The sequence below is a fragment of the Streptomyces sp. NBC_00249 genome, from assembly GCF_026342355.1.
Lineage (GTDB): Bacteria > Actinomycetota > Actinomycetes > Streptomycetales > Streptomycetaceae > Streptomyces.
The window spans coordinates 112,279-125,824 of the sequence record NZ_JAPEMV010000008.1; the positions used below are offsets into that span (position 1 = coordinate 112,279).

At 71.8% G+C, this 13,546-nt stretch carries 14 protein-coding genes and 1 pseudogene; 9 read left to right on the forward strand and 6 right to left on the reverse strand.

Going from position 1 to position 13,546, the window contains the following annotated elements:
* Positions 1–7 precede the first annotated feature (7 nt).
* From OOK31_RS30210 to OOK31_RS30220, 3 genes are read left to right on the forward strand one after another with little or no spacing between them, the layout of a single operon-like run.
* Positions 8–808: a metal ABC transporter ATP-binding protein gene (locus tag OOK31_RS30210; protein WP_267090860.1), complete on the forward strand. Its 801-nt coding sequence runs from the start codon at positions 8–10 to the stop codon at positions 806–808.
* On the forward strand, positions 808–1,671 hold the full coding sequence (locus OOK31_RS30215) for a metal ABC transporter permease (RefSeq protein ID WP_267090560.1): 864 nt from the start codon (positions 808–810) through the stop codon (positions 1,669–1,671). Before OOK31_RS30210 ends, OOK31_RS30215 begins: the two co-directional genes overlap by 1 nt.
* A 51-nt stretch (positions 1,672–1,722) precedes the next feature.
* Complete coding sequence (locus OOK31_RS30220) at positions 1,723–2,151, forward strand: transcriptional repressor (protein ID WP_323183433.1); 429 nt, start codon at positions 1,723–1,725, stop codon at positions 2,149–2,151.
* Here the strand turns inward: OOK31_RS30220 and OOK31_RS30225 are convergent.
* The 5 genes from OOK31_RS30225 to OOK31_RS30245 all read right to left on the reverse strand — a co-directional run bounded on the left by OOK31_RS30225 (position 2,148) and on the right by OOK31_RS30245 (position 7,314).
* Entirely contained in the window at positions 2,148–2,672 is a 525-nt protein-coding gene (locus tag OOK31_RS30225) for a YcxB family protein (protein ID WP_267090861.1), read from the reverse strand. The two genes, OOK31_RS30220 and OOK31_RS30225, sit on opposite strands and share 4 nt — an antisense overlap.
* A gap of 29 nt (positions 2,673–2,701) precedes the next feature.
* Entirely contained in the window at positions 2,702–3,523 is an 822-nt protein-coding gene (locus OOK31_RS30230; protein WP_267090561.1) for an isoprenyl transferase, read from the reverse strand.
* A gap of 11 nt (positions 3,524–3,534) precedes the next feature.
* Positions 3,535–4,281, reverse strand: a complete 747-nt coding sequence (recO, locus tag OOK31_RS30235) for a DNA repair protein RecO (RefSeq protein ID WP_214950820.1) — start codon at positions 4,279–4,281, stop codon at positions 3,535–3,537.
* 98 nt (positions 4,282–4,379) lie between these two features.
* A complete protein-coding gene (locus OOK31_RS30240) occupies positions 4,380–6,014 on the reverse strand; it encodes a nucleobase:cation symporter-2 family protein (RefSeq protein ID WP_267090562.1) in 1,635 nt (544 codons plus the stop codon).
* A gap of 604 nt (positions 6,015–6,618) precedes the next feature.
* Entirely contained in the window at positions 6,619–7,314 is a 696-nt protein-coding gene (locus OOK31_RS30245; RefSeq protein ID WP_267090563.1) for a TerB family tellurite resistance protein, read from the reverse strand.
* A 166-nt stretch (positions 7,315–7,480) separates the two neighbouring features.
* Between OOK31_RS30245 and OOK31_RS30250 the strand changes: the two are divergent.
* Both OOK31_RS30250 and OOK31_RS30255 read left to right on the forward strand, forming a co-directional pair.
* A pseudogene (locus tag OOK31_RS30250) lies at positions 7,481–7,876 on the forward strand (SDR family NAD(P)-dependent oxidoreductase); the annotation flags it as partial.
* A gap of 85 nt (positions 7,877–7,961) precedes the next feature.
* Positions 7,962–8,270: an SDR family oxidoreductase gene (locus OOK31_RS30255; RefSeq protein ID WP_267090564.1), complete on the forward strand. Its 309-nt coding sequence runs from the start codon at positions 7,962–7,964 to the stop codon at positions 8,268–8,270.
* An 80-nt stretch (positions 8,271–8,350) separates the two neighbouring features.
* Here the strand turns inward: OOK31_RS30255 and leuA are convergent, their stop codons facing one another.
* On the reverse strand, positions 8,351–10,114 hold the full coding sequence (gene leuA / locus OOK31_RS30260) for a 2-isopropylmalate synthase (RefSeq protein ID WP_267090565.1): 1,764 nt from the start codon (positions 10,112–10,114) through the stop codon (positions 8,351–8,353).
* Between the two features lie 366 nt (positions 10,115–10,480).
* Here leuA and OOK31_RS30265 point away from each other — a divergent pair, with 366 nt between their 5' ends.
* The 4 genes from OOK31_RS30265 (at position 10,481) to OOK31_RS30280 (ending at position 13,510) form a co-directional block, all read left to right on the forward strand.
* The gene (locus OOK31_RS30265; protein ID WP_267090566.1) at positions 10,481–11,560 is read left to right on the forward strand and encodes a M4 family metallopeptidase; all 1,080 of its coding nucleotides are present in this window, start codon (positions 10,481–10,483) and stop codon (positions 11,558–11,560) included.
* Positions 11,561–11,570: 10 nt separating this feature from the next.
* Entirely contained in the window at positions 11,571–11,843 is a 273-nt protein-coding gene (locus OOK31_RS30270; RefSeq protein WP_267090567.1) for a protealysin inhibitor emfourin, read from the forward strand.
* A 40-nt stretch (positions 11,844–11,883) separates the two neighbouring features.
* Positions 11,884–12,696 carry a GNAT family N-acetyltransferase gene (locus OOK31_RS30275; protein WP_267090568.1) on the forward strand — a complete coding sequence of 271 codons (813 nt, stop codon included), beginning with the start codon at positions 11,884–11,886 and terminating at the stop codon, positions 12,694–12,696.
* A 73-nt stretch (positions 12,697–12,769) separates the two neighbouring features.
* Positions 12,770–13,510: a bifunctional 2-polyprenyl-6-hydroxyphenol methylase/3-demethylubiquinol 3-O-methyltransferase UbiG gene (locus tag OOK31_RS30280; RefSeq protein WP_267090569.1), complete on the forward strand. Its 741-nt coding sequence runs from the start codon at positions 12,770–12,772 to the stop codon at positions 13,508–13,510.
* The last annotated feature ends 36 nt before the right edge of the window (positions 13,511–13,546 follow it).

Consider the following 13,546-nt stretch of genomic DNA (forward strand, 5'->3'; position numbering starts at 1 on the left):
GCGAGCCATGGAGTCCGCGACAGCTGAAGCCGCCACGGCGGCCGAGCAGCCCGTCATATCCCTGCGCGGGGCCACGGCCTCGCTCGGCTCGCGCCCCGTGCTGCGCGGGATCGACCTCACCGTGCGCCGCGGTGAGGTCGTCGCCCTGCTCGGCGCCAACGGCTCCGGCAAGTCCACGGCCGTCCGCGCCGTGGTCGGCCAGGTGCCGCTCAGCGGCGGCACCCTCTCCCTCTTCGGCACCGACCTGGCGCGCTTCCGCCAGTGGTCGCGCATCGGGTACGTCCCCCAGCGCACCACCGCCGCCAGCGGCGTCCCGGCGACCGTCCGCGAGGTCGTCTCCTCCGGCCGCCTCGCCCGCACCCGCTTCGGTCTCCTGCGCAAGGCCGACCGGGCCGCCGTCGACCGCGCGCTGGCCCTGGTCGACATGGACGGGTACGCCGACGCCTCCGTCAACGCCCTCTCCGGCGGCCAGCACCAGCGCGTGCTCATAGCCCGGGCGCTCGCCGTCGAGCCCGAGATCCTGATCATGGACGAGCCGATGGCGGGCGTGGACCTGGCCAACCAGGAGGTGCTGGCGAACGCCCTGCGCACCCAGGTGGCCGCCGGCGCGACCGTCCTGCTCGTCCTGCACGAGCTGGGTCCCCTGGAGCCGCTGATCGACCGGGCCGTCGTCCTGCGCGACGGCTGCGTCATGCACGACGGCCCGCCCCCGGAGGCCGTGGGGCAGCACGCCCTGCCCGGCCACGACCACGTACACCCCCACGCGGCGCACGACGCCGAACCCCTGCGGACGGGACTGCTGAGCTGATGGGCCTCCTCGACTACCCCTTCATGGTGCGCGCGCTGATCGCCGCCGCGCTGGTCGGCGTCACCGCGCCCGCGATCGGCACCTACCTCGTCCAGCGCCGCCAGGCGGTCATGGGCGACGGCCTCGGGCACGTCGCGATGACCGGTGTGGCACTCGGTTTCGTGCTCCGGACCAGCCCGGTATGGATGGCCACCCTGGTGGCGGTCGTCGGCGCCGTCGGCATGGAGCTGATCCGCTCGCGCGGCAAGACCAGCGGCGACGTGGCCCTGTCAATGCTCTTCTACGGCGGCCTCGCGGGCGGCGTGATGATCATCAACGTCGGGGGCGGCTCCCAGGCCAGCCTGCTGAGCGCCATGTTCGGCTCGATCACCACCGTCGCGTCCGAGGACGTCACCGCGATGGCGATCCTCGCCGCCTTCGTCCTCGCCGTCACCATCGGCCTGCGGCGCCAGCTGTTCGCCGTCTGCCAGGACGAGGAGTTCGCCCGGGTCACGGGCCTGCCGGTGCGCGCGCTGAACCTGCTGCTCGCGGTCACCGCCGCCGTCACCGTCACCGTCGCCATGCGCATCGTGGGCCTGCTGCTGGTCAGCGCCATGATGGTGATCCCGGTCGCGGCCGCCCAGCGGCTCACCCGCGGTTTCGCCGCCACCCTGGGCCTGGCCGTCGCGATCAGCCTGGCCGTGTCACTGACCGGCACGGCCACCACCTACTACGTCAACGCGCCCTCGGGTGCCATGATCGTGCTGATGGCCATCGCCGTCTTCATGGCGATGACGGCCCTCTCGGCGCCGCTGGCCCGGCGCCGGGCGAAGGCCGCCCGCGCGGCCGAGGAGGTCTGCACCCGCGACGACGTGAAGGTCTAGGGTCCGCGGCCGCCTGGCACAATGGGCCGAGGCCGAAACGAGGAGGAACCGGTGGCGACTGCGCCTGGCGAGATGAATACCGCGCCAGTACGAGGACGATCCACCCGGCAGCGGGCCGCCGTGGCGGCGGCGCTGGACGAGGTGGACGAGTTCCGCAGCGCCCAGGAGCTGCACGACATGCTCAAGCACCGCGGTGACTCCGTGGGCCTGACCACCGTCTACCGCACCCTCCAGTCCCTCGCGGACGCCGGCGAGGTCGACGTGCTGCGCACCAGCGACGGCGAGTCCGTCTACCGGCGCTGCTCCACCGGCGAGCACCACCACCACCTGGTCTGCCGCAAGTGCGGCAAGGCCGTCGAGGTGGAGGGCCCGGCCGTGGAGAAGTGGGCCGAGTCCATCGCCGCCGAGCACGGCTACGTGAACGTGGCCCACACCGTGGAGATCTTCGGCACCTGCGCGGACTGCGCGGCCGCCGGCTAGCCGATCCTGGTCAGGTTCCGGTCGAGAACCGACCGGATCCGGTCGATGTCGGCGGGGACCAGGGCGGCCCGCTTGGGGAGCCAGCCGATGTCCCCGGTATAGAAGACGAGGACGAACAGGTTCCGGGTCTCGGTCCAGCCCGTGTACTGGGCCCACCGATAGGTCACCGCCGTCCCGTCGGGGCGGTGGTTGCTCGTGCCGAGCTCCGTGACCACGCACCGGTACTCCGGGTGCTCCGAGGCCCAGGCGTACATCCGGCGCGCCACCCGCCACCGGTCGAGCAGCAGGCCGAGGGCGCCGCAGAGCACCCCGACCCCCACCGCGAAGGCAAGACCGGCCGGGTCCGTCTCCCTGCCGCGCTGGAGCACGATCAGCGCGGCGGGCACAAGGGGAAGCAGCACCAGGTACAGCAGCAGCTGCTTGCGCCCCCCGGGTGCCCTGACCGCGCGCCGGCGCAGCACTTCCCGTACGTCACGGCGCTCCGCGGTGTAGTACAGCTCCACCGCCCGGTCATCAGTCATGTCCACGGCGGCAGAGCGTACCGGCAGGCTCAGCCCGTGCCGCCCTCGCCCTGGTTCGGGACGGCGCCGCCGAAGCGGCGGTCGCGCTGGGCGTACTCCAGGCAGGCGTCCCAGAGGTTGCGGCGGTCGAAGTCGGGCCACAGCACGTCCTGGAAGACCATCTCGGCGTACGCGCTCTGCCAGAGCAGGTAGTTGGAGGTGCGCTGCTCACCGCTGGGGCGCAGGAACAGGTCCACGTCCGGCATGTCCGGGTAGTAGATGTACTTGGCGAAGGTCTTCTCGTTCACCTTCGACGGGTCCAGCTTGCCGGCCGCCACGTCGCGGGCGATGGCCTGCGCCGCGTCCGCGATCTCCGCGCGGCCGCCGTAGTTCACGCAGAAGTACAGGGTCATCGCGTCGTTGTCGACGGTCTGCTCCTGGGCGACCTGGAGCTCCTGGACGACGGACTTCCACATCTTCGGCATGCGGCCGACCCAGCGGATCCGGATGCCCAGCTCGTTCATCTCGTCGCGGCGGCGGCGGATGACGTCGCGGTTGAAGTTCATGAGGAAGCGGACCTCGTCGGGCGTGCGCTTCCAGTTCTCCGTCGAGAAGGCGTACAGGGAGAGGTTCTTGACGCCCATCTCCAGGCAGCCCTTGAGCACGTCGAGCACGACGCCCTCGCCGACCTTGTGCCCCTCGGTGCGCGGCAGGCCCCGCTCCTTGGCCCAGCGGCCGTTGCCGTCCATGACGACGGCGACGTGGTTCGGGACCAGCTCGCCGGGGATCTTCGGCGGGCGCGCACCGGACGGGTGCGGCTCGGGAACCTTGTACTCGCGGCGAGAGCGTCCCAGAATCCCGCGTCGTGCCATGTGCCCAGCTCCTATTTCTCGACGTAACGCAGGGAGCGTAGCCCGCGTTCCAGATGCCAGTGCAAATAGGCGGAGACCAGCCCGCTGCCCTCCCGCACGTGGCGTGCCTCGCAGGCGTCCGCATGCCCCCAGTCCCCCGTCAGCAGCGCGCTGAGCAGGGCGATGGCCTCAGACGAGGGTACGACGGAGCCCGGCACCCGGCAGTCGCCGCATATGACCCCGCCCGCTCCGACGGAGAAGTGCCGGTTGGGGCCGTGGATCCCGCACTTCGCGCAGTCGTCGAAGCTGGGCGCGTAGCCGTTGACGGCGAGGGAGCGCAGCAGGAAGGCGTCGAGGATGAGGTTCGGCGCGTGCTCGCCGCGCGAGAGGGTGCGCAGGGCGCCGACGAGCAGCAGGTACTGCTGTACGGCGGGCTCGCCCTCGTGGTCGGTGAACCGCTCGGCGGTCTCCAGCATCGCGGTGCCGGCGGTGTAGCGGGCGTAGTCGGTGACGATGCCGTTGCCGTACGGGGCGATGATCTGGGTCTGCGTGCAGAGCGGCAGGCTGCGGCCGATCAGCTCGTTGCCGCGGGCGAAGAACTGCACGTCGGCGTGGGAGAAAGGTTCCAGCCCGGCGCCGAACTTGGACTTGGTGCGGCGGACTCCGCGGGCGACGGCCCGCACCCGGCCGTGGCCCCGGGTGAGCAGCGTGATGATGCGGTCCGCCTCACCCAGCTTCTGGGTGCGCAGCACGATGCCGTCGTCGCGGAACAGACTCATGGGCCCATTGTCTCCTGCGCGGGACCCCGTCCGGGGCCGCACAGCGCTCGCCCCCGCCCGGACCGTGGTCCGGACGGGGGCGGCACCCCTTGGGAGGATCAGGAGGCGGGAGTTCCCGCTTCGTCCGCCTTCGCGGCGGCGGCCTTCTCGGCGGTGGCCTCCTCGGCACCGGCCGTGGCCGCGATGGCGACACCGACGGCGGCCTCGGCGACCGTCTCGGCGTCATCCGCCGTCTTCGCCTCGGCCTGCGCGGACGCGTCGGCCGCCTCGGGTGCCTCGGACGCCTCGGACGCCTCGGGTGCCGGCGCGGTCTCGTCCGGGGCGGCAGCCGCCTGGGCGGGCAGCTCGACCGCGACGACGGCGGTCTGGGCGTCGTCCTTCGCCAGGCCGTTGAAGACCAGGTTGAGGACGATGGCCGCGGTGGCACCGAGGGTCACACCGCTGTTGAGGAGCGAGGCCGTGTCCGGGCTGACGTGCTTGTCGAAGTAGACCGGCACGGTGGCCGGGAAGAGCGCGAAGGCCAGCGAGACGCCGACGATCAGGGCGTTCTTCTCCTCCTTGAGGTCCACCTTGGCGAGGGTCTGGATACCGGCCAGGGCGACCATGCCGAACATCACGGTGGCGGCGCCGCCGAGGACGCCCGGCGGGACGGAGGCGACGATCGCGGCGGCCTTGGGGATCAGACCGAGGACGATCATGAACACACCGGCGGCGACGACCACGAAGCGGCTCTTGACCTTGGTCATCCGCACCAGGCCGACGTTCTCGGCGAAGGCCACGTACGGGAAGGAGTTCAGGACGCCGCCGAGGGCGGTCGCGGCGCCGTCGGCACGCAGGGCGCGGGCCACGGTCTCGCTGTCGACGTCCTTGCCGACGATGTCGCCGACCGCGTACGTGTCACCGGTGGTCTCGACCATGGTGATCAGCATGACGATCAGCATCAGGACGATCGGGAACCATTCGAACTTCGGGGCGCCGAAGTGGAAGGGCGTGGTGACGCCGATCCAGTCGGACTGGCCGACGCTGGCGAACTTGGCGTCGCCGAGCAGGAACGCGGTGGCGGTACCGCCGACCAGGCCGAGCAGGATGCCGATGCTGCGCAGGAACGGTCCGCCGAACTTCATCAGGACGAGGATGAAGAGCATGGTGCCGCCGGCGTAGGCGAGCTGCGTCGGGACGCCGCCGTCGCCCACGGTGGGGGCGCCGCCGACCGCGTCCTTGAGGCCGACCGGGATCAGGACGATGCCCAGGACCGTGATCACCGTGCCGGTGACCACCGGCGGGAAGAGCCGCATGACCGCCCGGAACGCCTTGGGGGGCAGCCAGGCGAAGGCGAAGGTGGCGATGCCGGCGGTGATGACGGCGCCGTAGATGACCAGCAGGGCGGCGGTCCCGCCGCCGGCGCCGAGGCCGATGGCGATCATCGGGGAGACGGCCGTGAAGGTCACGCCCTGGATCAGCGGCAGCCGCGCGCCGACCCGGCCGATGCCCCAGGCCTGGATGATCGAGGCGATACCGCAGGTGAAGAGGTCTGCGTTGATCAGGTAGACGAGCTGTTCAGGGCTCAGCTTGAGTGCGCTGCCCACGATGATCGGAACGATCACCGCGCCGGCGTAGAACGCGAGTACGTGCTGGAAGCCGTACAGCGCGAGCTTGGGGAGGGGGAGCACCTCGTCGACCGGGTGCGTGCTCTGCTCTCCGTTGGCGGAAAGCCGGGCGGCGACACGTGCCATCTCTGCCTTGCCCTTCAATGAGGTAGGTAACCGAGAGGAATCTGGTTGTCCCTGGTCGAAGTGGGTCGCTAACCCGTTGGTTCGCCAGGGTTGTCAGTGAGAACACGGAGATCGAAGCCGCACCGTGTTTCCGGCGGCGTCTCCTCGTGTGACCGGAATTGAACGCCTGTGGGTGGGCTCACAGATATCGTCGACTTCTACAAAGTGTTGACGTTCCGGGACATCCGATCTGGAGGTTTCTCCAGTGGTGAAGGCGCGGGAGTAGGAGTATGTGCCAAGGCTCCGAAATTGCCGGTTCCGCCTGCGCGCATGCGAAGTCCCGACCCCTCGACCTGCCCGGATGGCGCGTTCCGGCCTTCGGCCGCGCAAACAGAAGGGCATGGTTTCAGCCGTCCGCATGCTGGATGGCTGGATCTGGAGGGGCCACCTCCAACCTCTTGCACGGCTCCCGGAGCGCCCCGGTTCACCCCCGTGAGGCCGGATCGTTACCTCGATCCCGGCCGGTTCCGTACCCCGGGCGGGGCTCCGGGGCCCGGGAACGGGTCCGGGCCCGGCGGATTCCCCCGCCGGGCCCGGACCTGCGTACGCGTGACGACGTACGCCCCTAGGGCGCGCGTACCGCCGACAGCAGCCCCGCCACCTCGTCCGAGCCCATCCGCAGCGCCGCGCCGACGGTGGCCAGGACCTCGCGCTCGGCGGGGATGTACGGCCCGTCCGCGAGGGCGATCCGGGCGCCCTGGAGCAGGATCGACTCCCGGCCCGGCCCCGCCAGGTGCGGGGCGAGCGGCTCCAGCGCCTCGTGCAGCTCGATCGACAGCGCGGCCCCGCAGCACTCGGGCCCGTCGTACAGCCCCAGCCGGCCCTCGTCGGTGGCCAGCGCCTCCACGAGGGACTCCAGCTGCTCCTCCGAGCAGTCCTGGAAGCCCGCGGCCCGTACGGCGGACGCGGCGGCCTCCAGGGCCCCGCGCGAGGAGGTCCCGCCGGCCGCGAGCACGGCCAGCGCCACCGTGTGCACGGCGTCGCGCAGCAGCGTCGAGAAGCGGGTGGTGGTCAGATGGTCCAGCACGTCGGTGTCGAAGCGCTCGCGGCACGCCTGGCACTCGACGACGGGCCCGGCCTCGCCGCGCGGCAGCAGCGGTACGCCGAGCACGGTGAACCTCCGGCGGCCGGTGCGCCGACGGTAGTTGCGGTCACCGCCGCAGCCGGGGCAGAAGAACTCCCCGTCGCCCACGGTGCTCCAGGTGGTACGGATGCCCCAGACCGTCAGCTTCCGGCCGTCCCCACCCCGAACTGGCAGCACGTCGCACCTCCGTAACCTTCCGGCAACATCGCCGGGTTGGCGTGATGTTAGCCACATCGGTGAGGCCGCGTCAGTCGTGTGACAAGACAACATCGGGCGGGGCGCGGACTTGGCCGAAGTGCGCCCCCGGCTCCGCGCGGCCCGCGCCTTCCCTAACCTCGGCCGCATGAACGACACGTCCTGCCTGGTGACCGGTGCCGCGAGCGGCATCGGCCGGGCCACCGCCCTGCTGTTCGCGCGCTCCGGGGCCCGGGTGACCGCGTCCGATGTCAACGGCCCCGGCCTGGAGGCCCTGCGGGGGCAACTGGCCGACGAGGGGCACACGGTCACCGTCGTGACCGGTGACGTCTCCGATCCGGGGGCCAACCGCGCGATGGTGGAGGCCGCGGTCGGCGCGTACGGGCGGCTCGACGTCGCCGTGGCGAACGCCGGGGTGCTCCCCCTTTCGGATGTAAGGGAGACCAGCCCCGAGGACTGGGACCACGTCATGGCCGTCGACGGCCGGGGCATGTTCCTCACCTGCAAGTACGCGATCGAGGCGATGACCGCGCAGCCGCGGCCGGGCGGGGCGCTGGTGTGCGTGTCCTCGATCTCGGGGGTGGCCGGACAGGCGCGCCAGGCAGGGGGCACCTCCCACGCCGAAGGCTGTGGGGGACTACGGGCCGGCGAAGTTCGTGGCCTCGGGGCTGACGAAGCACCTCGCGGTGGAGTGGGCGGCGCACGGGATCCGGGTCAACGCGGTGGCACCCGGGACCATCCGTACGGAGCGGGTGCTGGCGCTGGACGGGGAGCCGGGCGGGCCGCAGTACCTGGCGGAGATCACGGCGGCCCATCCGATGGGCCGGCTCGGCGAGCCGGACGAGGTGGCCCGGGTGATCGCCTTCCTCGCCTCGGACGCGGCCTCGTTCGTGACGGGGGTGGTCCTGCCGGTGGACGGCGGCTACCTGGCCCGCTGAGGGGCCCTGGGGGCGCTCCGGGAACGGCGGAGCCCCGCCGCTGCCGTTCCCGGAGGGGCGGGGCTCTCACACGTACGGGGTCAGCGGCCCGCGCGGTTGACGGCGGAGATGACCGCCTTCAGGGAGGCGCGGGTGGTGTTGGCGTCGATGCCGATGCCCCACAGGACGCGGCCGTCGATCGCGCACTCGATGTACGAGGCGGCGACGGCGGAGGCGCCCTCGCTCATCGTGTGCTCGGTGTAGTCCAGCAGGCGGGCGTCGACGCCGATGCCGGCCAGGGCGTCGAAGAAGGCCGAGATCGGACCGTTGCCGGTGCCGTTCAGGACGGTGTCCACGCCGTCCACGACCGCCTCGACGGTCAGCGTGTCCGTGCCGTCCTTGTCGGTGGTGGTCTGGCCGGAGCGCAGCTGGATGCGGCCCCACGGGTTCTCGGGGTTGGGCAGGTACTCGTCCGAGAAGACGTCCCAGATGGCCTTCGGCGTGACCTCGCCGCCCTCGGCGTCGGTCTTGGCCTGGATGATCCGGGAGAACTCGATCTGCATGCGGCGCGGCAGGTCCAGCTTGTGGTCGTTCTTCAGGACGTACGCGATGCCGCCCTTGCCGGACTGCGAGTTGACGCGGATGACCGCCTCGTAGGAGCGGCCGACGTCCTTCGGGTCGATGGGCAGGTACGGGACCGCCCACTCGATGTCGTCGACGGTCTTGCCCTGGGCGGCCGCGTCGGCCTCCATGGCGTCGAAGCCCTTCTTGATGGCGTCCTGGTGGGAGCCGGAGAAGGCGGTGTAGACCAGGTCGCCCGCGTAGGGGTGGCGCGGGTGGACCTCCATCTGGTTGCAGTACTCGCTGGTGCGGCGGATCTCGTCGATCTGGGAGAAGTCGATCTGCGGGTCGATGCCCTGGGAGAACAGGTTCATGCCCAGGGTGATCAGGTCGACGTTGCCGGTGCGCTCGCCCTGGCCGAACAGGCAGCCCTCGATGCGGTCGGCGCCGGCCATCAGGGCCAGCTCGGCGGCGGCGACGGCGGTGCCGCGGTCGTTGTGCGGGTGCACGGAGATGCAGATGTGCTCGCGGCGGGTCAGGTTGCGGGCCATCCACTCGAAGCGGTCCGCGTGCGTGGAGGGCGTGGAGCGCTCGACGGTGGCGGGCAGGTTCAGGATGATCTCGCGGCCCTGGGACGGCTGCCACACGTCACAGACGGCCTCGCAGACCTCCAGGGCGAAGTCCAGCTCGGTGTCGGTGAAGATCTCCGGGCTGTACTGGTAGCCGAAGGTGGTCTCGGGGCCCAGCAGCTTCTCGGCGTACTCGATGACCAGGCGGGTGCCGTCGACGGCGATCTGCTTGATCTGCTCCTTCGAGCCGCGGAAGACCACGCGGCGGAAGGTGGGGGCGGTCGCGTTGTACAGGTGCACGGTGGCGCGCTTGGCGCCGACCAGCGACTCCACGGTCCGCTCGATCAGGTCCTCGCGGGCCTGGGTCAGTACGGAGATGGTGACGTCGTCCGGGATCGCGCCCTCTTCGATGATGGAGCGCACGAAGGCGAAGTCGGTCTCGCCGGAGGAGGGGAAGCCGACCTCGATCTCCTTGTAGCCCATGCGCACCAGCAGGTCGAACATCTCGCGCTTGCGGGCGGGGGTCATCGGGTCGATCAGCGACTGGTTGCCGTCGCGCAGGTCGGTGGAGAGCCAGCGGGGGGCCTTGGTGACGCGGGCGTCCGGCCAGGTGCGGTCGGAGATGTCCACCTGCTCGTACCGGCCGTACTTGTGGATCGGCATCCCGGAGGGCTTCTGGGTGTGGGTCGCGTTCGTGATGGGCGTGGGGCGACCGACAAAAGGCTGCTGGCTCATGGCGTTGGGCTCCTCGCGTGTCCGCGTGTAGTTCGCTGGGACGGCCGACGGCGGTCGTAAAAACCGCAACACCAAACTCCGCGGGGAGGGGGTCGGCCTACGACTACAGACCCTCGCCGCGGCAGCTAAGGAGAAGCAGCCCGAAACGCATGATGGGCCGAGCCTAACCGAGCCGCGCCGTATCGCGAGGACCTGTTTCAGTATGCAAGACCCCCACGTCCGATTTGCACCCTTTGTGAGCTACGCCTCCATCCCTCCGCCCAGGTCCGGTCGATCCGTCAACGCGGCGTGACGGCTTTCAGACAGTCGAATGAATCATGGTTGCGGGTAGTGACATCGCGGTGACCCACTGCCAGATTTCCGGGCATGGATGCCTTCCTCACCCCTGACCGCACCCGCCTCCACCCCGTCTTCTGCACCGTCGTGCCCCCGCACCTCCTCGACAAGGCCGCCCGCTCCGGGAACACCGCGCGGGCCGACGCCGCCCAGCGCACCCTCGAACAGGACGCCTCCCTGCGCACCCGCCGCCGGATCAGCACGGTCCGCGGCATCGCCCCGGCCGCCCTGGACGCGCCCGGCCCCGACGGGCCCGCACGGACCGTCTACGACGCGCAGCACCGCACCCGGCTGCCCGGGAAGAAGGTCCGCGCGGAGGGGCAGGAGCCCGTCAAGGACGCCACCGTCAACCGCGCCTACGCCGGGCTCGGGGCCACGTACGAGCTGTTCCTCAAGGGCTTCGGGCGGCGCTCGATCGACGGCTCGGGGCTGGCCCTGGACGCGAGCGTGCACTACGGCGAGGACTACAACAACGCCTTCTGGGACGGGCAGCAGATGGTCTTCGGCGACGGGGACGGCGACCTGTTCCTCGACTTCACGGTGTCGGTGGACGTCATCGGGCACGAGCTGACCCACGGGGTCACCCAGTACACCGCCAACCTCGACTACCACGGCCAGTCCGGGGCGCTCAACGAGTCCATGTCGGACGTCTTCGGCTCGCTGATCAAGCAGTACTCGCTCGGGCAGACCGCCGACCAGGCGGACTGGCTGATCGGGGCCGGACTCCTCGGCCCGAACGTGAGCGGCGTGGCGCTGCGCTCCATGAAGGCGCCCGGCACCGCCTACGACGACGACGAACTCGGCAAGGACCCGCAGCCGGCCACGATGGACGACTACGTGCAGACCTCCCGCGACAACGGCGGCGTGCACATCAATTCCGGCATCCCCAACCACGCCTTCTACATCGCGGCGAGCGAACTGGGCGGCAAGGCCTGGGAGCGGGCCGGGCAGATCTGGTACGACACCCTGACGGGCGGGGAGCTGGGCTCGGACGCCGACTTCGCGGACTTCGCCCGGCTGTCGACGGCGGCGGCGGTCGCCCGCTACGGGGACGGCGGCGCGGAGCACCAGGCCCTCCAGAAGGCGTGGTCGGCCGTCGGCCTGGGGTAGGACTCGGGTCATGCGCATCGAAGTGGTGAGGACGGGCGGTTTCGCGGGCATCGAGCGCCGGGCCGAGGTGGACACCTCGGGCCGGCCCGACGAGGACGAGTGGCGGGCGCTGGCCCTGCTCGCGCTGCGGCCCGACCCGCGGGGCGCGGCGGGCCCGGGCGGGGTCCGGGACGGCTTCTCGTACCGGATCACGGTCGACGGCCGGACGGTGTCCTGCCACGATCCGCACCTGTCGGACGCCCAGCGGAGCCTGGTCTCGCGCGTCCTCAAGGAGGGCGCGTAAACCAGGTGTCCGGGCGGGGCGGCTTTGCTTGGATGACCGGATGACGACTACGACGATCCTGGCCGCACTGGAGCAGTACTACGACACCGTCCCCCGCCGGGGCGGCGCGCGCGGCGAGGACTTCGGCCCGCTGACCCTGTTCGTGCAGGAGGGTCAGGGCTGGCAGTACTACGCGCGGCCCGCGCTCGGGGGCGGTGCGGCGGCCGCCTCCGACGTGGAGCGGGTCCTGGCCCGGCAGCGGGAGCTGAAGGTGCCCGAGTCCTTCGAGTGGGTGGCCGAAACCAGCCCCTCCCTGCGGGCCGCGGTGGAGGCGGCCGGGCTGCACGTGCACGCCCACCCGCTGATGGTGCTCGACGCGGAGGCCGAGCCGCTCCCGCCGCACCCGGAGGTGCACGTCCTCGACGCCCGGGACCCGCTGCTCCGGGCGGCGGTGACGGTGCCGGCGCTGGCCTTCGCCGATCCGGGGACGGCCCTGGGCCAGGCGGGCCCCGCCGAGCTGGCGGTGGCCGCGGCGGATCCGAACGCGGCGGAGCGCCGGGACCGCGTGGCGTCGATGCTCGCGGACGGGCGTACGGGGATGGCCGCGGCCGTACGGGACGGGGTGGTGCTGTGCGCCGGCCAGTACAACCCGGTCGGGGACGTGGCCGAGATCGTCGGGGTCGGCACCCTGCCCGCCGCCCGGCGCCAGGGCCTGGCCCTCGCGGTGACGGCGGCGCTGGTCGCCGACGCCCGGGCGGCCGGGGTGCGGACGGTGTTCCTGTCGGCCGGTGACGAGGCCGTGGCCCGGATCTACGCCCGCGCCGGGTTCCGCCGGGTGGGGACGGCCCTGATCGCGGAGCCGCCGGCCGCGTAGCCGCAGCCTTGGCCGGTTTGCCGGAACGGCAAGGATGTTTGCCCGGCGGGCGCGGGTGGGCGGAGCATCGGCGGTGTCCGTACGGGTACCCGTCGAGGAGGCCACCACCGTGTCCGACCACCAGCACCAGGCACACCACCAGCACCAGCCGCACGAGCACAGCGAGCACGACCACGCGCGCCACCAGCCGGACCCCGACCAGGCCCCGCAGGACTACTGGGACGGCCGCTACCTCGAGAGCGACCGCATGTGGAGCGGCGAGCCCAACCCCGCCCTGGTGCGCGAGGTGTCCGAGCTGCCGCCCGGCCGCGCCCTGGACCTGGGCTGCGGCGAGGGCGCCGACTCCGTCTGGCTGGCCCGGCAGGGCTGGCGGGTGACCGGTACCGACATCTCCGGGGTCGCCCTGGAGCGGGCGGCCCTGCACGCCGCCGAGGCGGGGCTCGCCGACCGGGTGGAGTGGCAGCGCCACGACCTGGCGGAGTCCTTCCCGGAGGGGGAGTTCGACCTGGTCTCGGCCTGTTTCCTGCACTCGTTCGGGGATTTCCCGCGCGAGAAGATCCTGCGGGCGGCGGTCACGGCCGTGGCCCCCGGCGGGGTGCTGCTGGTCGTCGGCCACGGCGGCTGGGCGCCCTGGCAGGAGGACAAGCCCGAGCTGGACTTCCCGACCGCGGACGAGGTCCTCGCGCAGCTGGAGCTGCCGGACGGCGCGTGGGAGGTCCTGGTGGCCGAGGAGTACGAACGGACCCAGTGCCGGCCCGACGGCCGGCCCGGGACCCGCACGGACAACACCCTGAAGGTCCGGCGCCGGGCCTGAGCCGTGGTCCACGGATCCTGCCGGTCAGGCCCGCGC